The sequence below is a fragment of the Bacillus cereus group sp. Bc031 genome, from assembly GCF_027716265.1.
GTDB classification, from domain to species: Bacteria; Bacillota; Bacilli; order Bacillales; family Bacillaceae_G; genus Bacillus_A; species Bacillus_A paranthracis.
In genome coordinates, this window is sequence record NZ_JAQFUL010000050.1 from 13666 (window position 1) to 37025 (window position 23360).

The window sequence follows — 23360 nt, forward strand, 5'->3', positions numbered from 1 at the left end:
CCCATTCCGTCTGCTATAATTCCTAAAGGAAAGAAGAAAGCTTTGTTCCATCTGGAGTAAAGCTTTCTTTCAATTTTTTAAATTTATTAATTCTAATACTAAGATTTCACAAAGGAGGCTTTTTATCATATGAATTTTATTAGCATTCGAAAAAAACTAATGTTTATGATGGGAACGATTTGCGCTTTATTTGGCATCGCCTTAGCTTTTATTTTATTTTATTTTTTACCATGGATCAATCTCGTCAAACTGAAGCATTACAAAAAGAAATCTCTCCTCTTGCAACACAATTAAAAGAGCGCGGAGATGCTTATCAAGTACAGCTCTCTGCTTTAAGAGGTTATTTATTACAACATGATCAGGTCGAATTAGACAAATTTAACTCGATGAGTAAACTTCTTGAAGATAAGAAAGAGCAACTTCTTTCAAATCCTAACCTTTCTGAATCTGTAAAAAATACAATGGAATCAGGATCCACTTGGAGAAAATTCATTGAAGAGAAAGTTTTCCCTCTTTCAAAAGAACAAAAGTGGGAAGAGGCACTAAAAGTAGCTTATGCAGAAAATAATACTGTATATAAAGTAATTGGTGACTTCACAAATTACAGTAATGAACAGGCTAAATTACGTGATCAATCTATTAAAAAAATTGATCAATCTTCACTACAAATTGAATATGTTGTCTTCTTATCACTTATTATTTGCATTATCGTAGCTATCACTCTTGCATGGTGGTTCTCTGGTAAACTTGTAAAACCAATTCAACAAATTGATAGTAAACTAAAAGAATTATCATCTCAAGAAGGTGACTTAACAGCCCGCCTACAAGTAAACAGTAATGATGAAATTGGTACGATCGCAACATCATTTAATAAAATGTTAGAAAACCTACAACATATCATTAATCGTGTTCAAAAAACATCTGTAGAAGTACAAAACGCTTCTGAAAACATACTAGAAAAGACGAATATATCACGCGAGGCAACGATAAAAGTTCAAAGCACAATGTCCAACTTAAATGAGAGTATTCAATCACAAGCCGCTAGCATGGAAGAAAGCTCAACTGCAATGGACGATATGGCAGTAAGTGTTCAGCGCATTGCTGAATCTGCCACATCTGTAACTGAACTTGCTGTAGCTACATCTGAACAAGCTAACGATGGAAATACTGTTATTCAAAAATCTGTTTCACAAATGACAACGATACACGACGCTGTAAATGCTACGTCAGAAGTGGTCGAACGTCTAATCACCCACACGAAGTATATTGATACAGCTGTACAATCTATTTCTAATATCGCGGAACAAACAAACTTACTTGCTTTAAATGCATCTATCGAAGCAGCTCGTGCTGGCGAACAAGGAAAAGGCTTCGCTGTCGTAGCTGACGAAGTTAGAAAACTTGCTGAACAATCTAAAACTGCTGCAACAGATATTAACCAATTACTACATCAAATTCAACAAGACACTGAAACTGCGAGCTCTATGATGTCACAAGGCCGTTCGGAAGCATCTGAAGGCATTCATGTCATTCGTGAAGCTGGAAATTCCTTCACAACAATTGTAGAACAAGTAAACAAAGTATCTACTCAAATGCAAGACATCTCAGCAACTGCTGAAGAAATGGCTGCAAGTGCTGAAGAAATGAACGCTTCACTGAATAACATCGCTTCTATTTCGACTGAAGTATCTAGTGAAACAGCGGCAACAGCACAATCTGCTGAGAAAAAAGTCGTTACGATGAATGAGATGACACAAACAGCTAAACAAATGAAACAAACAGTTGAAGAATTAGATCAACTCGTATCACATTTTAAAACTGAATAGCCATTCCAAAGATATTCCTCTTCCAAGAGGAATATTTTTTTGAGCTCATTTCCTGCACTTTATACATATATCCGTTATAATGAGAATCGATATCATTAATATGTAGGGGGTGCTACACATGTCACAACAAGCATTTGAAGAAAAGTTATATGCAAACTTAGAAGCTGTTATTGACCCTGAACTCGGTGTAGATATTATTAATCTTGGATTAGTTTATGACGTTACAGCAGATGAAAATAATAATGCTGTCATTACGATGACTATGACTTCTATCGGTTGTCCAATGGCTGGGCAAATTGTATCAGACGTAAAAAAAGTATTATCAACGAACGTACCTGAAGTCAATGAAATAGAAGTAAATGTCGTATGGAATCCGCCCTGGTCTAAAGAACGTATGTCACGTATGGCGAAAATCGCATTAGGTATTCGCGACTAAATACAGAAAGACCTGACATCCTAGTCAGGTCTTTTTCTCTTATTATTTTACGCCTACTGCATCATAAGCTTTCGTTACAGCTTGTACAGCTTTAGAGTTTTTACCATATAAATCTTCAGCTGACTGAAGTGCTGCTTGGCGCATCATCTTAAAGTCAGAGTTTGCAGTTAAATATTTCGTAAGAGCACGGTAATAAATTTTTTCTGTCGCTTCACGGCCTACTCCTGTTACTTTCACGCCGTAATGCTCCCCGCCTTCAGATACTAAGTATGCAGCTTTATTGTTAATACTACTGTTAATATGAACGCCGCCGTTATCAGCTGTTCCAGTGTAGCGTTTATTATAATGATCTGGGTAACCTTCACCTGGTTTTAATGGATTTGGAATAGACGCTGGATCTTTTAGAGAACGAAGTGCATCACCAGGTTTTCCAGGTGTATAAATGTCAGCACCTAAATCCCAGCTCTTCTTCTCAACCATGACACCCATAATATCAGATAACGATTCATTTAACGCACCTGACTCATTTTTATAAACAAGATTTGCTGTATGTTCCGTTACAGCATGCGTTAATTCGTGACCGATAACATCTAGTCCAGCAGATAATGGAATGAATGTTTTTCCATCGCCATCACCATACATCATTTGTACACCATTCCAAGCTGCGTTATTCCAGCTTTCTCCAACGTGAACAGTCGAAATAAGCTTCGCGCCTTTATCATCGAAAGAGTTACGATTAAATGTCTTTTTGTAGTAATCATATACTTTTCCTGCGTTTACATGCGCATCAACTGCAGCTTTATCTTCGAAGAACTTAGATTTACTTTCAACTTCTTCTCCTGTATATCCAAGCCATTGTGAGAATAAATTAAACAAGTTTTCATCCATATTTTCTGCATCAAACGTATGGATACCTTGTCCTCGTTTACCATCAAACAAGTTGAATTGTCCTGTTTTCTCATCTTGAGCAATTTCAAATGATTGTCTAGCTCCTAGTACTCCGTAACCAAATCCTGTAATGTGATCTACAGCGTTATATTTCTCAATCACATTTCCATTCGTTGCATCAACAAAGTAATGCCAATACCCTGGAGCTGGCTTTGAAATCGACGCTTTCACTAAGTATGCAAGATAGTAATTCCCATCTTTTTCATACACATATAAATCTTTTTTCACACCGTCATAATTCTTTACTTTACCAACTTCTTTTTCAATATCTGCCTTTGCAATTGTTTCTGCTTGCTCCGCACTAATCTTTGCAAATGCAGGAATATTTTTATCCTCTAAATTCGGAATAACTTGTCCGAAGAATGCTTTTACATTATTCTCTTTATCTAGTGTAACTGTTTGATCTGAACCGTACACAGGAATGTTATTATGTTTCTCAACTAGCTTCACGTGTGTTGTACCGGATTCAGCATCTTTTTCTTCCCCAACGACATTAAAGTGTTTATCAATATTTCCTGCTAATTTGAACATATCTTTCTTACTCTCTAAATATTGAAAGACCGTTTCTTTTTTATCTAGTCCTTCCGGTGCTTTCCATTCTTCACCTATGTATGCAGGCGTTTTAAATTCTTGATGGTATTGAATTTTTTGTTCTTCCGCTTTCGTTGTCGTTGCTCCAAATGTTCCAAATCCCCCGGCGATAACAGTTAACGCTAATGCTGATGAAATGACTTGCTTTTTCACTATAACATTCCCCATTCCCTAAAGATTTTTGACACTTTTATACAGTTCTTGGTTTTCAAGTGGATACCTTTACCTAAAATTTGAGAAAGTTTTTTCTGACAATTCCACTCAAAAAAAGAGGACATCCTATCGGACGTCCTCTTTTTTATAAACATTTTATTGCTTTTTCAATTCAATTGCTAAATAGTGTGATTGCTCTTTCGCTTCAATATGAATATCTTCTTCAATCGCTTCTGCTGCATCACGCATAACAAGTGGCTCACCATTGATTACACTACTACCTTCAATTTGTACAACATACAATTGACGGCCTTCTTTCACTGGAAAATGAATTTCTTTTCCTGCTTCTAACGATAAAGAATATAAATTCGCATCTTGATGAATTTGAATTGGTGCCCCGCCTTCTACTTGAGATACCATATGAAACCATTCATTTTCACGCTTGCTCCAATCAAATTTAAACTCACCATAGTTTGGCTTATGATCCTCACGGTCTGGTAAAATCCAAATTTGTAATAAACGTAATGTTTCATTTCCTAAATTATGCTCACTATGAAATACACCTGTGCCAGCACTCATATATTGAACATGTCCACGCTCAATTGTTCCGCGGTTCCCCATGCTATCTTCATGTGTTAAAGCACCGTCTACAACGTACGAAATGATTTCCATATCGCGGTGTGGATGCATATCAAAACCAGTTTGCGGTGCTACTAAGTCATCATTAATTACACGTAATGCACCAAAGTTCATGTTATTAGGATTATAGTAATTGGCAAAGGAAAAATGAAAATGTGTATTTAACCAACCGTGATTTGCTCTTCCCATATTTTTATGATCAACTTTTCTAAACATACCGTTCACCTCATATTATCTCGAATTCAAGATTTATTTTTAAATTTTTCTCACTGTAACTTTTTTAGTAATTGTAATAATTGATGTTGTTCTTCTACATTTAAATTTTGAAACTGCTCCGCTTGGAATGTTTCTTGAGGCGGGACGATTTCTTCATATAAAGCTCTTCCCTTTTCTGTTAATGAAATATATTTTGTAGTACCTTCTTGTTCACGACGAATCCACTCAAGCTGCTCCATTTTATTTAAAAGCTGTGTAATACTTCCTTTCGTAACAAATAGCTTATTTCCAAGCTCTTGCTGCGTTAAACGATCATGCCCTCCAACTTGAGCTAGTACATCAAACTGAGCGGCAGATACATTCCATTCTTTCAAATGCTGATTCGTCTCACGAATACTTTTGTTATAAAAACGTGATAAACGAAACCATAGGAGTAAACCTAGTCTATCTTCTGTTTTCATTTCATCACCTCGCTCGTTTCATACCATTAGTTTAGAACTAAACTTTATAAAAGTCAATTACTTATTTTTAGTAAGAAACAAAGAAAGCACAGCGTCATTTCTCCACTATGCTTTACATTAGCTTTCTATTTTTATATTCATCTAACTTCCTCTCCGCGAATTTTCTCGCATCTTTCTCAATCCATCTATCTTCGTACAATTCACTTCCCACATATAATACTTCGCTCTTATGCTGCATTGCATGACGAAATTCATGCAGTAGTGTTTTAAGCACTTGCTCATACTCTTCCCACATACAAACAAAAATTAATTGTTTTTCTTTATGATAAAAACCACCTACCGGGAATAAAAATTCCTCTTCTTCTTCTCCTAATGATAAAAGGACATGATTCGCATCACACGTATCACAAAAAATAACCGGTGTTTTACATACTTCAATCAGTGAAAATAAATCGTCTCTAAGCCTTTTGACATCCCAAGGAAGCTCCGAATCCAACACATACCAATTTTCCACCTGTTGATATACATTTTGAAACTGGAGTTCCATTTCTCTTTATTCCCCTTTCCAAGCATCCTTTTTCTATATGTATTCCACAATATGGTAAATATTAAACGTATTCTTTCATCCTTGAAAAAATGCCAATCAAAAAGGAATCTATATCGACATAGATTCCTTTTCCGCAATCAATTTTTCATACATATCTTTTACTTTTATTTTTTTAATTTAGTTAGTCTTCGTATCCCACTTAAAGACTTTATTTAAAAATTTATATACATTCTTTGACTCTTTCGTCAGAAGTGGACCTAAGATAGATAGTATAAGCACGTATAGTGCTGAAAATGGCTTCAAGACTGACATTAAACCACCAGCGATACCGATATTGGCCATAATGATGGAGAATTCTCCTCTTGAAACAATTGTTAATCCAATATTTGTTGACGCTTTATGAGATAATCCAGCTTGTCGTCCTGCAATCATTCCTGCTATAAAGTTTCCGATGATTGTAAGAAGGACAGCACCTAACGTTAACCATATCGCTCCGCCCAGTGAGAACGGATCAATGCTTAATCCGAAACTGAAGAAGAAAATAGCTCCGAAAAAGTCTCTAAATGGAACAACGAGATGTTCAATTCTGTCACTATGCTCTGTCTCAGAGAAAACTAACCCTAAAAGAAGTGCTCCAATTGCTTCAGCAACATGAATTGTTTCCGAGAATCCTGCAATAAAGAATAATGAAGCAAATACTACAATAATGAAAATTTCATCTGAACTAATATTGAGCAATTTATTTAATAACGGCGTCGCCTTTCTAGCTACAATAAAGAATAGAAGCATATATCCTAAAGCAATTCCAATTGAAGTAAGGGCACCTAAGAATGAAGCGTGATCCCCTAGAACTAATCCAGAAACGACTGATAAATATACAGCCAGGAATATATCTTCGAACATGATAATTCCTAAAATTAATTCGGTCTCATTATTACCAGTTCTTCTTAAATCCACTAACACCTTTGCAACGATAGCGCTAGAAGAAATCGTAATAATCCCCGCAATAATTAAGATTTCTAGTAAAGGGAATCCCATTATAAATCCGTATAATAACCCAAGTGAAAAGTTAATTAAAATATAGATCGTTCCGCCAATCGCAATAGAACGTCCAGATTTAATTAGTTTTTTCATTGAAAACTCTAGTCCTAGATAGAACAGAAGAAACAGAACGCCAATCCGTCCAAGGAAGGAAATGACATTTGCACTTTCAATAAATTTGAAATCGATCACACCTATTGTCGGCGCATGTGGTCCCACTAGCATCCCAAGAACAATTAGAAACGGAATAACTGAGAATTTAAACTTTCCAGCAATTACTGCCGCAATTGCAACTAATACTAACGCTGTACCAACTTCAAAAATTAACGTATCCATCTAGTCAGTCCCCCTATTCGAAAGTAACTCATTAATAATTTTTTTAATTTCTTCTCTCTCGCCTGAAACTACAAGCATATCGCCTTCCTCAATTACTGTTTCTGGTCCTGGATTAAATAGCTTTTTCATATTCTTTTTCATAACTGCAATAATCGTTACGCTATATGTTTTTCTTATTTCCAGATCGCCAATTGTTTTTCCGATTGCTGGCGCAGCATTCTCTACTTTAAACCACTCAATCGCTAAACCTTCAAAAACCATTTCAACATTTTCCAATGCTCTAGGTTTATACACCATTCCACCTAATATTGCTGCAATTTGTCTTGCCTCTGAGTCGCGTAATGAAATACTTGAGATACTTTCTTCATGGTCTGAATCAAAATGATACATTTCTCTACGTCCGTCATCATGAATAACAATTACCATCTTTTCATTACCTTTCGTAACGATTTGAAATTTATAGCCAATACCCGGAAGTTCACTTTCTCTAATATTCATATTTAGCTCCTCCTCGAATTTTATTTAAATTTTCTGTTTTTCTATCTTTTTTTCATCCAATCCATTTTAGAAATTCTAACCATTCAGGATACCTGTGATTTGGAAATCTTTTATTGTAATAATAAGTGGCTCCTAAAAAGATACTAAAAGATGTAATGATAAAACATATATTACTTCTCATTTTCAAACTCTCAAGGCTTACTTTCCATAAAGATTCTTCTTTCAAATCATCTCCTCTTTCTCGCTTTATATTTAGTTTTTTAAAATGTAAATAATTCTAAAAATATTATCACGTAACATAATCATAACACAAAATATATTTAAGTAACATGATTTTTTAGAAAAATTGATTCTCGTATATTTTTTGCATATAATTTTCTTATTACGGAAAAAAGGAAGTGTATTATATGGTTGATATCTTTAGCAGATTCCTTGAGGTAACGAATAATATTTTATGGTCATATATTCTTATTGCAATGCTAATCGGCTTCGGTCTTTATTTCTCTTTTAAATTAAAATTTGTCCAAATTACTCATTTCGGTGAGATGGTCGGATTAATTAGTAAAGGATTTAATCGAAAAGAAAAAAAGAAAGATAGCATCTCACCGTTCCAAGCATTTTGCTTAAGTGCAGCTGCACGTATCGGTATCGGAAACTTAGCTGGTGTAGCATTAGCTATCTCAATGGGCGGACCTGGCGCAGTATTTTGGATGTGGTTTATCGCTATCCTTGGAGCAGCTACTAGTTTCGTAGAATGTACGCTCGCGCAAATTTATAAAGTAAAAGATGGAAGCAGATTCCGTGGTGGCCCAGCATATTATATGGAAAAAGGATTAAACAAACGCTGGATGGGTGTTTGGTTCTCACTTCTTATTACAGTTGCGTACGGATTAATTTTCAACTCTGTACAAGCAAACACAGTAACAATAGCATTTGAAAATGCTTTTGGACTAGAGCGAACGATCGTAGGAGCTCTATTAGCTTTATTAGTTGCAGTTATTATTTTCGGTGGTATTAAGAGCATTTCACGTATTACGGAAATGATTGTTCCTCCAATGGCAATCATTTATATTGGTGTGGCTATTTTTGTTGTTATTAACAACTTTACTATGTTACCAAGCATTTTTATGGAAATATTTAATGGCGCATTCGGTTTAGACCAAGCCATCGCTGGTGGTATTGGAGCAGCAATTAAGTTCGGAATTCAGCGCGGTCTATTCGCAACAGAAGCAGGTATGGGTAGCTCCCCTAACGCAGCCGCAACATCAGATGTATCTCACCCTGTCAAACAAGGACTTGTTCAAGCGTTAGGTGTTTTCGTAGACACGTTCTTAGTATGTACATCAACAGCTTTTATCGTATTATGTTCGGGCCTTTACAAAGGAACAAACTTACAAGGTATCGAATTAACACAAAATGCATTAAGTTCACAAATCGGACCATGGGCAAGCACTTTCTTAGCAATTATTATTTTCCTATTCGCGTTCAGTTCTTTACTAGGAAACTACTATTATGGTGAAACAAACATCGCATTTATTAAAGAAAGCAAAACTTGGTTAATGATTTATCGCGTTGCAGTTGTCGGAATGGTATTCTTCGGATCAATCGCTGCCCTTCAAACAGTTTGGAGCTTAGCTGATTTATTCATGGGACTAATGGTATTGACAAACTTAATTGCCATCTCATTCCTAAGCAAATTCGCCTACGCAGCATTAGTAGACTATATGAAGCAAAAGAAACAAGGAAAAGATCCTGTTTTCGTTGCAAGCTCTATCCCTGGCTTACAAAATACAGAGTGCTGGGATGGACAGGATGTAGAAGAGAATAAAAAAGCTGTATAACAACTAAACGGTGAAGCGGCTCGTTCAGAACAAGAGCTATATATCAAACAAAATCCCTATTACTCTACAGTAATAGGGATTTTTATTTACACAGTTCATAATTTGTTCAAATTAATTCCAGCAAAAGGGTTGATTTATACGAATTACTAGATTATAATAATTATAAATTAGTAATTGATATCACATAACAACTCAAAAGGAGATTGATCATAATGAACAAACAAGTAATCGAAGTATTAAACAAACAAGTAGCAGACTGGAGCGTTTTATTCACAAAACTACACAACTTCCATTGGTACGTAAAAGGACCTCAATTCTTCACATTACATGAGAAATTCGAAGAACTTTACACAGAATCAGCTACTCACATCGATGAAATTGCAGAACGTATTTTAGCAATTGGCGGCAAACCAGTAGCAACAATGAAAGAGTACCTAGAAATATCTTCTATTCAAGAAGCAGCATACGGAGAAACTGCAGAAGGGATGGTCGAAGCAATCATGAAAGACTACGAAATGATGCTAGTCGAACTGAAAAAAGGCATGGAAATCGCTCAAAACTCTGACGACGAAATGACATCTGACCTACTACTAGGCATCTACACAGAACTAGAAAAACACGCTTGGATGCTACGTGCGTTCTTGAATCAATAATAGACTTTAAAGCGGAGGTGACTTGCTCAGAACAGGAGGGCATTGGAGCTCCTGACGAAGAGGCGTTTTTTGCCTCACAGGAAGGCGCGAAATGACCGACTGTTCTAGTCACCGGAGCTGGATATCATTAAAAGCGGAAGCGGCTCGTTCAGAACAGGAGGGTGTTGGAACTCCTGATTACGAGGCGCTTTTTGCCTCGAATGAAGGCGTGAAACAACCGACTGTTCTAGCCGCTGGAGCTGGATATCACCTAAAAGCGGAAGCGGCTCGTTCAGAACAGGAGGGTGTTGGAACTCCTGATTACGAGGCGCTTTTTTCTATGGAATGGTCGCTTTTGTTGGTACATGAAATTTATATCAACGATTTTCTAATTATATCGGCGATTCCATTCAATATATCAGCGATTTTCCAATTATATCGGCGATTCCATCCAATATATCAGCGATTTTCTCAATATATCGACTTACCGACAAATCACGACAATATCAGCGCTCCTCTCCCCTACTTTCATCAATATATTACAATCTCTTTTATGTTAAGATATAGGAAACACCCTTTAGTAAACTAGATCCAAAAAAGCTTTTCCATATTCATCATTTACTACTTAAATGGCGGGAGTGGTTCAGTTGAAAGACTACTTAATTAGAGCATTTTTTGCATTAATAACAGTTGGGATTGTCTTACTTATAGCTAATATTTTCAACATACGTATCGAGGTGAAAGACTACGCTTTCCTCGTTGTAGTAGCAATTGGTGGCGGCTGGGGTGGCTGGTACTTGTATAAAAAACAAAGTAATCAAAATGATAAAGGCATTCCAAAGTAATACGGAATGCCTCCTTTTTATTTCCGCCTATAATAAATAATGAAATTCAAACCGCTAATACAAACTATCCCAATAAACATATCAAACGAGACCGAATCTCCACCTAAATTATACTCATCAATAATAAACCCAGACATAAACAACGTGATCGCGGAAACACCAACACACAATATCGAAATAAACCAAAGCGAAAACGCATTAATAAGCTCTTTCTTCTGTATTGAAACAATTAGCATAACAAGAATAGATGCTGCTAAAATACTTTTAAAAACAGGACGCTCGTAATTCTGTATTTCATGAATTAATTTATCGGCTGTCTCAGCTGAAACGATTAACTCTTTATTTGATGGATTCATGAATCCTTCTTCTGCTGCACGTTCAACCATTTGCAGAATTGGTCCATAAAAATCTTTTATGTTCAAGAAACCAACTGGCTTATTATGTATACCAATTTGTGACCAACATACTGCTTCAAATAGCTCTTCAAACGTTCCATATCCGCCTGGTAGTGCAATAAAAGCATCCGCAAGCTCTGCCATTTTCGCTTTACGTTCATGCATCGTTTCTACTTCAATTAATTCTGTTAACCCTGTATGAACGATCTCTCCTCGGAATAGACCGCGCGGCATAACACCTGTTACACGACCACCTAAGCGAAGAACTTCGTTTGCTACTTCTCCCATTAATCCAACGCAAGAACCACCGTATACAAGCTCATAATCATTCTCAACAAACATTTTACCTAATTCAATTGCCTGCTCTTTGAACTCTGGTCTCTCCCCTAAATTGGAACCTGCAAACACACAAATCTTTCTCATCCTTACACCCCAAAACTATATATTGTTATGATACAATGAACATTGTACAACATATTGAGGGGATGAGAAAGAAATGGATATTGTCGCATTTGAAAGATGGGTTGAGGAATTTTACGAAAAACGAAGCTGGTCACAGTATAATGCCTTTATTCGGTTAAATTTCTTAACAGAGGAAGTTGGGGAAGTTTCACGCGTTGTTCGCGCAATCGAAATCGGTCGGGATCGTCCTGATGAAAACGTGAAAACAGAAGAAGAGCTAAAACAAGAACTAAAAGAAGAACTTGGTGATGTACTATCTAATCTTATTATTCTTTCGCAAAAATATGATTTGGACTTACAAGACATTATGGACGCACACGTCACAAAGCTTTCGAAAAGGTTCGAGACATCTAAATGAGAATATTATCAATTATGGTATAATATTCTTGTCACAATACTAAGGGGGATTTTATGTTATCAAAAAAATTGCACGACGCACTAAACGATCAAATGAACTTTGAATTTTACTCTGCCCACGCTTATATGGCAATGGCTGCTTACTGTACAGCCGAGAGCTACGATGGATTCGCTAACTTTTTCCTTGTACAAGCTGAAGAAGAACGTTTCCACGCAATGAAGCTTTACAACTACATTAATGACCGCGGTGAGCGCGCTATTATTACTGGATTTGATAATCCAAATAACGAATATGACTCTGTACTGAATGCTTTTGAAGTAGCACTTGAGCACGAGCGTGAAGTAACGAAACGTATTTACAACCTATCTAATATCGCCTGGGATGAGCGTGAACACGCAACAATTACATTCTTAAAATGGTTCGTCGATGAGCAAGTAGAAGAAGAAGCTTCATTCGATAGCATTATCCAAAAATTAAAACGTATTACAAGCGATTCAAACGCATTATTTATGCTAGATGCTGAATTAGAGAAACGTACATTTACGCCTCCAGCTGAGTAGTATTTCAATCACCTTAATGAATGGATTAAGGTGATTTTTTTATTTCTTCTCTAAGTTGAATAACCCTCGCCACATCCTTTTTATAGAGCCCAGAAACCTTTTCAACAAAGTCACTATTAAAAGTTCCATCTCCTTCTTCTACTATGCTCAAATATCCATGTATCAATTTCAAAAACGCTCTAGCATCTTCTCCAGTTAAACGATTAATGTTATCTATAACCTCATCAAATTCCTTTAAACTATTCTGTTCTTTCACCCTAATTCCCCTCTCCACACTATTTATCATACCAAAACAAAAAAAGCCGTTCATCCCTCTAGGCGAGAGATAAACGACCTCTTTACTATTTATTAAAGCATAACCCCAACGATAACCGCTGATAATATACTTACTAACGTTGCACCGTATACAAGTTTTAATCCGAATGATGATACAACGTTTGCTTGTTTGCCATCGATACTCTTCGTTGCACCTGCGATAATTCCGATTGATGAGAAGTTCGCAAATGATACAAGGAAGATAGATAAAATACCTACTGTACGAGCTGATAAATCACCAGCTACTTTACCAAGATCAAGCATTGCAACGAATTCGTTCGTTACTAATTTCGTTGCCATAATTTGTCCTGCTGTTAACATCTCTGATGTTGGGATACCCATTACGAATGCTAATGGTGAGAAAATGTATCCTAAAATGCTTTGGAATGTGATTCCGAAAATTGAATCGAACACACCATTAATTGCTGTAATTAATGCTACGAAACCAATTAACATCGCCGCTACTGTTACAGCGATAGAGAAACCAAGCATAATATATTCGCCTAACATTTCAAAGAATGTTTGCTTTTTATCTTCTTGTAATTCTAAAATGTCGTCTTCTTCTTTCACGTCATATGGATTAATAATATGAACGATAATGAATCCACTAAATAAGTTTAATACAAGTGCCGTTACTACATATTTTGGATCAATCATTTTCATATAAGAACCGACAATTGACATCGATACTGTAGACATGGAAGATGCACAAAGTGTGTATAAACGATTTTTCGGTAATTTGCTTAATTGATCTTTTACTGTAATGAATACTTCCCCTTGACCAACAATCGCAGCTGCTACTGCATTATATGATTCTAGTTTTCCTAAACCGTTCACTTTACTTAATAGGAAACCGACTGCACGAATGATAATCGGTAAAATTTTAATATGTTGTAAGATCCCAATTAATACTGCTAAGAAAATGATTGGTAATAATACCGTTAAGAAGAATGGTGCTTGTCCATCATTTGCTAGACCACCAAATACGAAATTAACCCCTGCTTCCGCAAATTTTAAAATAGCGCCAAACCCATCTGCAATCCCTTTTACTAATACAAATCCGACTTTTGTATTCAGTAAGAAATATGCAAGTACCAATTGAATGACAAGCATAAGTGCAATTGGTTTATATTTAATTTTCTTGCGATCTGAACTGATAAGGAACCCTAGTACAAATACTACAAGTAAACCGACTAGAAACATTACTATTTTCATATGTGAATCCTCCACTTCTCCCACGAGTTATTGGTCGTATAACGTATAACGTATAACGTATAACGAATGACGTCTGACCATTGATGTTAAAAAAATTTAAAACCCCTAAATACTATTCAACTGTTATCTAAAATCAGTAAGCGTTTACATAAATTGCAATTTATTAAAGGTAGCCTCTTCTCTCCTACCATACTTGAAAGTCTGAAATTGATACCACCTACAAATCAAATTGTAAGCGTTATCTAACTGAAAAGCAATATAAATTTAAAAAGATTTTTATATGTTAATATATTCCTAATTAATTGGTTTTTCTATGCAAATTTACCATAAAAAAATAGCCCTAGCTATGAGCTAGGACCATCTTTTTTATAACATAACACCAACGATAATCGCTGATAAAATACTTACTAATGTCGCACCGTACACAAGGCGTAGACCGAATGATGATACAACATTTGATTGATTTTCATCGATACCTTTCGTTGCACCTGCGATAATTCCGATTGATGAGAAGTTCGCAAATGATACAAGGAATACAGAAAGAATACCAACTGTACGAGCCGATAAATCACCAGCTACTTTTCCAAGATCAAGCATCGCAACAAATTCGTTTGATACTAATTTCGTTGCCATAATTTGTCCCGCTGTTACCATCTCTGCTTGCGGAATACCCATTACGAATGCTAATGGTGAGAAAATGTATCCTAAAATAGCTTGGAATGTAATACCGAACATAGAATCAAACAAGCTATTGATTGCTGTAATTAATGCTACGAAACCAAGTAACATCGCTGCTACCGTAATCGCGATTGTGAAACCAAGCATAATATATTCGCTTAGCATTTCAAAGAATGACTGTTTTTTCTTATTTTCTAATTTCAGTGTATCTTCTTCTTCTGTAATATCGTACGGGTTAATAATATGAATAATAATGAAACCACTAAATAAATTTAATACAAGTGCTGTTACTACATATTTTGGTTCGATCATTTTCATGTAAGAACCGACGATTGACATCGATACTGTCGACATAGAAGATGCACATAATGTATATAAACGGTGTTTTGGGATTTTACTTAATTGATCTTTTACTGTAATAAATACTTCCGCTTGCCCAACAATGGCAGCTGCTACTGCGTTATATGATTCTAATTTTCCTAGACCATTTACTTTACTTAACAACGTACCAATAGCACGAATAAATATCGGTAAAATTTTAAAGTGTTGCAGAATTCCAATTAAAACGGCAAAGAATACGATTGGTAATAACGCTGTTAAGAAGAATGAAACCTCTCCTTTATTAACAAGGCCACCAAATACGAAAACGATTCCAGCTTCTGCATATCCAAGAAGCGCGCCAAATCCATCTGAAATTCCTTTTACTAAAATATAACCAACTTGTGTATTTAATAAGAAATAAGATAATGCTAGCTGAATAATAAGCATAATTGCGATTGGTTTATACTTAATCTTCTTTCGATCGGAGCTTATAAGAAAACCGAGTACAAATACAACGAGTAATCCTACAAGAAACATAACAAACTTCATTAATAAAATCCTCCATTTAACTCTTCATTAACGTTGAACGTCTGACCACTAAAACAAGAAATAACCCGAACTTTCCATTTCCCCTCCAAAATCTTCAATCAGATAGGAAAAATCATAAAACCTCTTGTTTCAAAGGCATTTTCCATTCTAACATAAATCACAACTCATATCCGCACTTTTCTTTAAAAAATTACATTTTATTATAAAACACTCATTAATGTTCGTCTTTTACTACCGACAAATATCTGGATAAAACAAAAAATGAGCATCAAGTTTCACTTGATGCTCACCTCATTATACCGCTTTTTCTTTATCTGCTACTTGCTCTTCCCAGCACTCTGTATTTTTCAAACCTGGAATTGAATTCGCATAGAAGACTGGATCTGTTCCTTGTTTCTTTTGCTTTACATAATCTGATAATGCCGCAAAAGCGTACTTAGAAAGGAATACGATTGCCACTAAGTTAATAACAGCCATAATACCCATGAATAAATCTGCTAAATCCCAAACGATTTGAATTGTTGCTACAGAACCTAACATAACCATACCAAGTACAGCAATGCGGTAAGCTGTTAATAGCACTTTACTTCCATTTAAGAATTCAATATTCGTTTCACCATAGTAGTAGTTACCTACTAATGAACTAAATGCAAACAAGAAGATTGCAACTGCTACAAATATAGAAGCCCATGGACCGATATGTTGACTTAACGCTTGTTGCGTTAATTGAATACCATTTAAATCAGCTGCATTATGCACATCTGATAAAAGAATGATAAATGCTGTACAACTACAAATTAATAATGTATCTGTAAATACCCCTAAAGTTTGAATGAAACCTTGTTTAACTGGGTGCGTTACGTTTGCAGTCGCAGCCGCGTTCGGCGCACTACCCATACCTGCTTCATTTGAGAATAATCCGCGTTTTACCCCTAATAAAATCGCAGCACCTAATCCCCCGCCTACTACTTCTTTAATTCCGAAAGCATGTAAGAAAATTTCTTTAAATACATACGGAATTGCCGTAATGTTTGTTACAACAACGAATAATGCTACTGCTACATAAATAATCGCCATTACTGGAACAATCATTTCAACCGCGCGTGCAATTCGCTTTACTCCGCCAAAAATAATAACTGCAAGTAAACCAGCCATTACAAGACCTACTAATCTACTATCTGTTTTGAATGCCCCATCAAAAGCAGCTGCTACAGTATTAGATTGTACAGCGTTAAAAATTAATCCGAAACTTACTGTTATTAATACAGAGAAAATAGCTCCAAGCCAGCGCTTATTTAAACCCTTTTCCATATAATACGCTGGGCCACCACGGAACGTATTCCCATCTTTCACTTTATAAATTTGCGCTAATGTGCTCTCGACAAATGCAGAAGCACCCCCAATTACCGCGATTAACCACATCCAAAATACTGCTCCTGGACCACCTGCTGAAATTGCAATAGCTACACCAGCTAAGTTACCAGTACCTACACGAGAAGCTGTACTCATACAAAAAGCCTGGAATGATGATACACCACTCTTCTCTTTTTGTGCTTTCCTCGTTTTCGAACTCGCCCCATCCCCAAGCAATCGAATCATTTCACCGAAGTAACGAACTTGGACAAATTTCACACGAAATGAAAAGTAAAGTCCTAACCCAATTAACATCGCAATAATGATATATGACCAAAGGACATTATTTATATCCCCAATTACCTTAGCTAAAAAATCCATAATTGCATTGCCCCCTCTTCCTAACAATAAGAAAATTATATTCTAAAAACTCTTAGTAATCAAGAACTTTATGTTAGGTTTTCTAACATAAGTAGGTTAACTTACTTAACACATGTGTTTTTTTACGCAAAATTATAACTAGTACGCACATTTATCCAATACTAAATCACTCATCCTATGCGACCAGCCATACCTTTAAGACAGTACGTTCCCTACAAATAATATGAGAAATGAACAAACAAAAATTATATTAACAATTACCTCTCACCCTTTTCATCCTTTACTACAACAAAAAAGGCGAGCATCGAATTCAACTCGATGCTCGCCTTTTCATTTACACTGCTTTTTCTTTATCCGTTACCGCTGACTTATCCCAACACTCTGTATTCGTTAAACCAGAAATAGAATCTGCACGGAAGACTGGATCTTTTCCTTGTTTCTTTTGCCTTACATAGTCTGCCAATGCCGCATACGCAAATCGGCCAAGAAGTGTAATCGCAATTAAGTTTGTGATTACCATTAGACCCATAAATAAGTCTGCCATATTCCAAACAACTTGAAGCGTCGCAACAGAACCGAATAATACCATTCCCACTACCGCAATACGGTAAATTGTTAACCAAGTTTTACTTTGTTTAATGAATTCAATATTCGTTTCACCATAATAGTAGTTTCCTAAAAGTGAACTAAACGCAAATAAGAAAATAATAATCGCTAAGAAGCTACTTGCCCATGGGCCAATTTGTGAACTTAATGCATTTTGTGTTAGTTCAATACCTTCTAAATTCGTTGCTTTATATGCACCAGAACATAGTACGATAAATGCTGTTGATGTACATACTAAGAATGTATCTACTAATACGCCAATTGTTTGAATAAAACCTTGTTTTGCTGGATGCGTTACATCAGCTGTTGCTGCCGCGTTCGGCGCACTACCCATACCTGCTTCGTTCGCAAATAATCCGCGCTGAATACCATATTTCATCGCAGCACCGATACCGCCACCTACAGCTGAATCTAAACCGAATGCACCTTTAAAGATTTCTGTAAACACATCTGGTATTAAATAGAAGTTTTTAATGACCACGAAAATAGCTACCGCAATATAAATAAGCGCCATTGGCGGAACAATCATTTCCGACATACGTGCGATACTTTTTACACCACCAAAAATAATAACTGCAACTAATACAGCTAATACAATCCTAACAATATAACGTTCTAAACCAAATGCATTTTTAAACGCTAATGTAACTGTATTTGCTTGTACTGAGTTGAAAATTAAACCGTAACTAACTGTAATAAGGATAGAAAACCAAATTCCCATCCAACGTTTATTTAAACCTTTTTCCATATAATAAGCAGGACCACCACGGAAGCCACTGCCGTCTTTTACTTTATAAATTTGGGCAAGCGTACTTTCTACAAAACTTGAAGACGCCCCAATAATCGCAATAACCCACATCCAAAATACTGCTCCAGGTCCTCCCATAGAAATCGCTAAAGCTACCCCAGCTAAGTTACCGATACCAATACGGGCTGCTGAACTCATACAAAATGCTTGGAAAGAAGATACACTACCTTTTTTACGCGTCTTTCCAGTTAATCCATCACTCATTAATCGAATCATTTCCCCTAAATGAGTAATTTGTACGAATTTCAATTTAATAGAAAAATAAAGACCTAAACCAATTAACATTGCAATAAGAATATACGACCAAAGAATTGTATTCGTCGATGAAACGAATTGTTCCAAAATATTCATACAATTAACCCCTCCTTTTCTCCATAAAACGAATTATATTTAAAAAATATTTAAAAATCAACATTTTTCGACAATTTTCAATTTCCAAATATTAGAGGTTTCATGACTCCTCTTTTTAGCAAATGTACATACTAAAACAAAAAACAAATTCCTAAACAACCCATTAACAAAAATACCAACCTGTAACTATAATGATTACGACAGGTTGTAACAAACCTAATTACAATACATTCATTCACTTTCAGATATACACTTTAACAAAACACTTTGGAGGGATTTATTATGAAAATCGGAATTATCGGAGCAACTGGTAAAGCAGGAAGTCGTATTTTAAAAGAAGCATTGGATCGCGGACATGAAGTAACTGCAATCGTAAGAAACGCTGCAAAAATTACAGAAGACAATGTAAAAGTTTTAGAGAAAGATGTATTCTCTCTTACATCTAACGACCTAGAGGCATTCGATGTAGTTGTCAATGCATTCGGCGCTCCAGCAGGCGAAGAACACCTTCACGTAGATGCAGGAAACGTACTTATTGAAGCTATGAAAGGTGCACCAAATACAAAATTACTTGTAGTTGGCGGCGCTGGAAGCTTATTTGTAGACGAAGAGAAAACAACACGTGTATTTGAAACGCCAGGTTTCCCGAAAGAATACCTTGCAACAGCTCAAAACCAAGGTAAAAACTTAGAAATTCTGCAACAAACTAACGATATTACTTGGACATTCATCAGCCCTTCTGCACTATTCGCATTAGGAAAACGCACTGGTTCTTATACAGCTGGCAAAGACAATCTTCTTGTGAACGCAAAAGGTGATAGCTACGTAAGTTACGAAGACTTCGCAGTAGCAGCACTTGATGAAATCGAAAATCCAAAACACGTAAACGAACGCTTCACAGTTGTTTCTGAAGCTGAATAATAAAGAAAAGCTCGTAAAACATAGTGTTTTACGAGCTTTTTATTATTGTACTTGTTCTAAACCATTTGGAGTAATCTTGAAGGAAATCTCTTTAAATTTCTTCGCATCTCCTTTTCCAAGTAACTCACCAGTTTTATACCAACTTAAACGATCAGATTCTGCATGATACACTTTTATCGTATCCCCATACTGGAATGGCGTACCGTTTACTTGCTCAGCAAAATTCTTTGAAGTTTCTTGCCCTTCTGCTGTTACATGTTTTTTCTCGTTTCCATTTCCATCATAAATCGTAAGACCTATATACTGTTCATTTACAAAACGATAATGAATTGTATCATTTGTAAATGTTGCATGTAATTTCTTTTCATCATGATTTAACGTAACAATCGAACGCGTTACATTGGACACACCTTGATATACTATACTATCTCCATATGTAACTTCTACAGGAACTACTGTCACTTTCTTATTTCCAAAGCGATCTTTCGTTTCTACTTTCGCTGTTTGTTTACTAATCTTCGATGTATCTAGCATCCCTACAAAACCTACTACTTCTCCACCTTTTACTTCAACAAACTTCTTCGCATCTAATGTTTCACTGTTTGTTCCGATTACCACTTTTTGTGGCAACGCTTTTACTTCTTGCTGCGCTCCCATTTGTTCAAAACCTTGCGTTGTCACTTTAAAGAACACTTCGTTAACACCATACTTCGCATCAATGAATTCATTCTTTTTATACACTTTAAAACGATCAAATTCTTTTTGATAAATTTTTACTATATCACCATATTCAAAAGCCATACCATTGAATTGCGCTGCAAATTCTTTTGTATTTTCAGATGCTTTTACTGTTACTTCTTTTTTCTCTTGCCCATCTTTATCATATACAGCCATCGCCATATACTTTTCATCTTTAAATGAAGTATGCATTGGACCTTCTGAATCTGTTGTACTGAATTTCTTTTCTTCATGATTTAATGTAACAATCGATTTAATATTCGTTCCGTCGTGCCATGTACCGAAGAACATAATGCTATCTCCGTAAATCACTTCTACTGGCACTTCTGTTATTTGCTTATTTCCGAAACGATCTTTCGTTTCTACTTTTACTGTTTGTTTACCGATTTTTGTTGTATTTGGTTTCTCCGCAAATCCAACTACTTCTCCGCCTTTTACTTCAACAAAGTTTTTCGCATCTAGCTTTTCAATTTCTGTTCCGACTACTACTGTTTGTGGCTTTGCTGTTACTTCTTGTAGCATGTCCATTCTCTCAAAACCTTTTTCTGTCACTTTGAAGAATAGTTCTTTCGTTCCTTGTTTCTCACCTTGACCAATAAGATTGTTATTTTGATACCATTTCAAACGATCTGGTTCCGCATGAAATACTTTCACTACATCTCCATACTCGAACTGCATACCATTCACTTGCTTCGCAAAGTCCTTTGAAGTTTCTTGCCCTTCTGCTGTTACATGTTTTTTCTCTTTTCCTTCTCCATCGTATAACGTCATTCCCATGTATAGCTCTTTATTAAAATATTTATGGATTTGACTATCCATATCAGTCGCATGGAATTTCTTATCATCATGCTTTAAAGTTACGATTGAAGCAATGTCATTGTTATATCCCACATATGCGATACTATCTCCATACGTCACTTCTAATGGTACTTCTGTCACTTTCTTATTTCCAAAACGATCTTTCGTTTCTACTTTTACTTTTTGTTCACCGATTTTTGTTGTATTTGGTTTTTCTACAAATCCAATTACTTCTCCATCTTTCACTTGAACAAAGTTTTTTGCGTCTAATGTTTCACTGTTTGTTCCGATTACTACTTTTTGTGGCAACGCCTTTACTTCTTGCTGGGCCCCCATTCGCTCAAAGCCCTTTTCTGTTACTTTAAATAATAATTCTTTCTCTACCTTTGCCTTACCTTGACCGATAAAGTCATTATTTTGATACCAATTAAAGCGATCTGATTCAGCGTGATACACTTTCACTACATCACCATACTCGAACTCTAACCCATTAATTGATTTCGCGAATTCTTCCGCATTTTCAACACCTTTTACTGTTGCTTTCTTTTTCTCATTTCCATTTTGGCCTAGTAATGAGAATTCAAAATACGTGTCTTCTTTAAAATAATAGTGTACTGGATTTGAATCGGCCATCGCACTAAACTTTTTCTGATCATGTTGCAGTGTTACGATGGATTTAATATTAGTATCATAATTAAGCCCTTTAAATACTAAACTATCACCATAACCAATATTCACTACAACAGGAATGAAATTCTTATTCCCTTTTTCATCCATAATCTCTACTTTTACAGTTTTTTCTCCAACTTCGGGCTTATCTTGCATAATTACGCCCGTTGTTTTGACACCCTTCCCTAAATTCTGTACGAGTTCTTTTGCCTTTTTCTCATCATATGTAGTACCAATTTCTACATTTTGGATTTTTGTATCATTCGGCTCACCGTATGGAACCTCATATAATCCAGTTTGTTTTTCACGAATTGGATTGCTGTCTGTAGATAACCATATTTCTTTTTCTAATTTCGGTAAATTTAATTTCTCTATCTTGTCTCTATTATCATCCTTTGGAGTTAATCCCCATTTTTCAAAGAAAGGAGTTAAATTTTGACCAGCCAGCTTTGATGTCATGTAAATAAACAACTGCTTTTTCTCTTCATCAGATTTAGGCATTTCTGTATTTTGTAACATACGATACATCTGATGTAGTTTCGGATAAAATTGATCTCCATAAGCTAAATGCAATTGCCAAAACATAACCAACTTCTCGAACTCATTCATCTTCTCTTGTGCATCTGTTTGACCTAAATAAGCAAAAGCTGCCTTGTAGCGCTCCTCTTCTTCCAGCCTCGTTTGATGACCAAACTTAGTTTGAACTGCTAAAGAGTAAATATTAACGGTTACCTCTCCCAGGTCTTCCCACTCCCAAGGTGCCTGCTGATGTAAATGCCCAACTTCATGCCAAGGCCCCATGCCCATCAACTTAAGAACGAAAACAAAATGAACTTTCGTTCAAACAAACTAAAAAACACGTAATGTACTTT

20 protein-coding genes and 2 pseudogenes are annotated in these 23360 nt (G+C 35.8%); 9 read left to right on the plus strand and 13 right to left on the minus strand.

Translation table 11 applies throughout. The features are described from left to right. Positions 1 to 386 precede the first annotated feature (386 nt). Together PDQ33_RS18445 and PDQ33_RS18450 are read left to right on the plus strand one after the other, a co-directional pair. Positions 387 to 1826, plus strand: coding sequence for a methyl-accepting chemotaxis protein (locus PDQ33_RS18445; protein WP_429680397.1), 1440 nt, complete (start codon positions 387 to 389; stop codon positions 1824 to 1826). A 118-nt stretch (positions 1827 to 1944) separates the two neighbouring features. After that, a complete protein-coding gene (locus PDQ33_RS18450; RefSeq protein WP_000082521.1) occupies positions 1945 to 2262 on the plus strand; it encodes a metal-sulfur cluster assembly factor in 318 nt (105 codons plus the stop codon). A 42-nt stretch (positions 2263 to 2304) separates the two neighbouring features. On the opposite strand, the gene nprB is transcribed toward PDQ33_RS18450, so the two are convergent. The 6 genes from nprB to PDQ33_RS18480 all read right to left on the minus strand — a co-directional run bounded on the left by nprB (position 2305) and on the right by PDQ33_RS18480 (position 7692). Then, positions 2305 to 3954 (minus strand): neutral protease NprB, encoded by a 1650-nt coding sequence (gene nprB, locus PDQ33_RS18455; RefSeq protein ID WP_061131781.1) that lies wholly within the window; start codon positions 3952 to 3954, stop codon positions 2305 to 2307. Positions 3955 to 4110: 156 nt separating this feature from the next. Then, the gene (locus PDQ33_RS18460) at positions 4111 to 4809 is read right to left on the minus strand and encodes a pirin family protein (RefSeq protein ID WP_061131782.1); all 699 of its coding nucleotides are present in this window, start codon (positions 4807 to 4809) and stop codon (positions 4111 to 4113) included. Positions 4810 to 4859: 50 nt separating this feature from the next. Next, on the minus strand, positions 4860 to 5270 hold the full coding sequence (locus PDQ33_RS18465; protein ID WP_270393803.1) for a MarR family winged helix-turn-helix transcriptional regulator: 411 nt from the start codon (positions 5268 to 5270) through the stop codon (positions 4860 to 4862). Positions 5271 to 5382: 112 nt separating this feature from the next. Then, a complete protein-coding gene (locus tag PDQ33_RS18470; RefSeq protein ID WP_000422825.1) occupies positions 5383 to 5817 on the minus strand; it encodes a DUF3920 family protein in 435 nt (144 codons plus the stop codon). Positions 5818 to 5994: 177 nt separating this feature from the next. After that, positions 5995 to 7194: a cation:proton antiporter gene (locus PDQ33_RS18475; RefSeq protein WP_000380208.1), complete on the minus strand. Its 1200-nt coding sequence runs from the start codon at positions 7192 to 7194 to the stop codon at positions 5995 to 5997. Next, entirely contained in the window at positions 7195 to 7692 is a 498-nt protein-coding gene (locus tag PDQ33_RS18480) for a cation:proton antiporter regulatory subunit (protein WP_001026069.1), read from the minus strand. It lies immediately after the preceding gene. Positions 7693 to 8099: 407 nt separating this feature from the next. Here PDQ33_RS18480 and PDQ33_RS18485 point away from each other — a divergent pair, with 407 nt between their 5' ends. The 4 genes from PDQ33_RS18485 (at position 8100) to PDQ33_RS18500 (ending at position 11010) form a co-directional block, all read left to right on the plus strand. Further along, positions 8100 to 9533, plus strand: a complete 1434-nt coding sequence (locus PDQ33_RS18485) for an alanine/glycine:cation symporter family protein (protein WP_000227570.1) — start codon at positions 8100 to 8102, stop codon at positions 9531 to 9533. Between the two features lie 212 nt (positions 9534 to 9745). Then, a complete protein-coding gene (locus PDQ33_RS18490) occupies positions 9746 to 10186 on the plus strand; it encodes a Dps family protein (protein WP_001041890.1) in 441 nt (146 codons plus the stop codon). Positions 10187 to 10277: 91 nt separating this feature from the next. Further along, positions 10278 to 10754, plus strand: a complete 477-nt coding sequence (locus tag PDQ33_RS18495) for a hypothetical protein (protein ID WP_270756525.1) — start codon at positions 10278 to 10280, stop codon at positions 10752 to 10754. A 58-nt stretch (positions 10755 to 10812) separates the two neighbouring features. Then, positions 10813 to 11010 carry a hypothetical protein gene (locus tag PDQ33_RS18500; protein WP_000656322.1) on the plus strand — a complete coding sequence of 66 codons (198 nt, stop codon included), beginning with the start codon at positions 10813 to 10815 and terminating at the stop codon, positions 11008 to 11010. Between the two features lie 269 nt (positions 11011 to 11279). Here the strand turns inward: PDQ33_RS18500 and PDQ33_RS18505 are convergent. Beyond that, positions 11280 to 11813 (minus strand): annotated as a pseudogene (locus tag PDQ33_RS18505) (TIGR00730 family Rossman fold protein); the annotation flags it as partial. Between the two features lie 88 nt (positions 11814 to 11901). Between PDQ33_RS18505 and PDQ33_RS18510 the strand changes: the two are divergent. Together PDQ33_RS18510 and PDQ33_RS18515 are read left to right on the plus strand one after the other, a co-directional pair. Then, positions 11902 to 12225 carry a MazG nucleotide pyrophosphohydrolase domain-containing protein gene (locus PDQ33_RS18510; protein WP_000355737.1) on the plus strand — a complete coding sequence of 108 codons (324 nt, stop codon included), beginning with the start codon at positions 11902 to 11904 and terminating at the stop codon, positions 12223 to 12225. A 53-nt stretch (positions 12226 to 12278) separates the two neighbouring features. Then, on the plus strand, positions 12279 to 12785 hold the full coding sequence (locus PDQ33_RS18515) for a ferritin (protein ID WP_270756524.1): 507 nt from the start codon (positions 12279 to 12281) through the stop codon (positions 12783 to 12785). Between the two features lie 25 nt (positions 12786 to 12810). Here the strand turns inward: PDQ33_RS18515 and PDQ33_RS18520 are convergent, their stop codons facing one another. From PDQ33_RS18520 to PDQ33_RS18540, 5 genes are all read right to left on the minus strand, one after another. Then, positions 12811 to 13041, minus strand: coding sequence for a hypothetical protein (locus PDQ33_RS18520; protein WP_061131954.1), 231 nt, complete (start codon positions 13039 to 13041; stop codon positions 12811 to 12813). 92 nt (positions 13042 to 13133) lie between these two features. Then, positions 13134 to 14315 (minus strand): NupC/NupG family nucleoside CNT transporter, encoded by a 1182-nt coding sequence (locus tag PDQ33_RS18525; protein ID WP_000706846.1) that lies wholly within the window; start codon positions 14313 to 14315, stop codon positions 13134 to 13136. A 366-nt stretch (positions 14316 to 14681) separates the two neighbouring features. Next, on the minus strand, positions 14682 to 15863 hold the full coding sequence (locus PDQ33_RS18530) for a NupC/NupG family nucleoside CNT transporter (protein WP_000673861.1): 1182 nt from the start codon (positions 15861 to 15863) through the stop codon (positions 14682 to 14684). 294 nt (positions 15864 to 16157) lie between these two features. Further along, positions 16158 to 17597: an alanine/glycine:cation symporter family protein gene (locus tag PDQ33_RS18535; RefSeq protein WP_270782915.1), complete on the minus strand. Its 1440-nt coding sequence runs from the start codon at positions 17595 to 17597 to the stop codon at positions 16158 to 16160. 334 nt (positions 17598 to 17931) lie between these two features. Beyond that, a complete protein-coding gene (locus tag PDQ33_RS18540) occupies positions 17932 to 19362 on the minus strand; it encodes an alanine/glycine:cation symporter family protein (RefSeq protein ID WP_270757027.1) in 1431 nt (476 codons plus the stop codon). A gap of 282 nt (positions 19363 to 19644) precedes the next feature. On the opposite strand from PDQ33_RS18540, the gene PDQ33_RS18545 reads away from it, so the two are divergent. Next, the gene (locus PDQ33_RS18545) at positions 19645 to 20283 is read left to right on the plus strand and encodes an NAD(P)-dependent oxidoreductase (RefSeq protein WP_061131787.1); all 639 of its coding nucleotides are present in this window, start codon (positions 19645 to 19647) and stop codon (positions 20281 to 20283) included. A gap of 42 nt (positions 20284 to 20325) precedes the next feature. On the opposite strand, the pseudogene PDQ33_RS18550 reads toward PDQ33_RS18545, so the two are convergent. Then, positions 20326 to 23304 (minus strand): annotated as a pseudogene (locus tag PDQ33_RS18550) (putative mucin/carbohydrate-binding domain-containing protein); the annotation flags it as partial. Between the last annotated feature and the right edge of the window lie 56 nt (positions 23305 to 23360).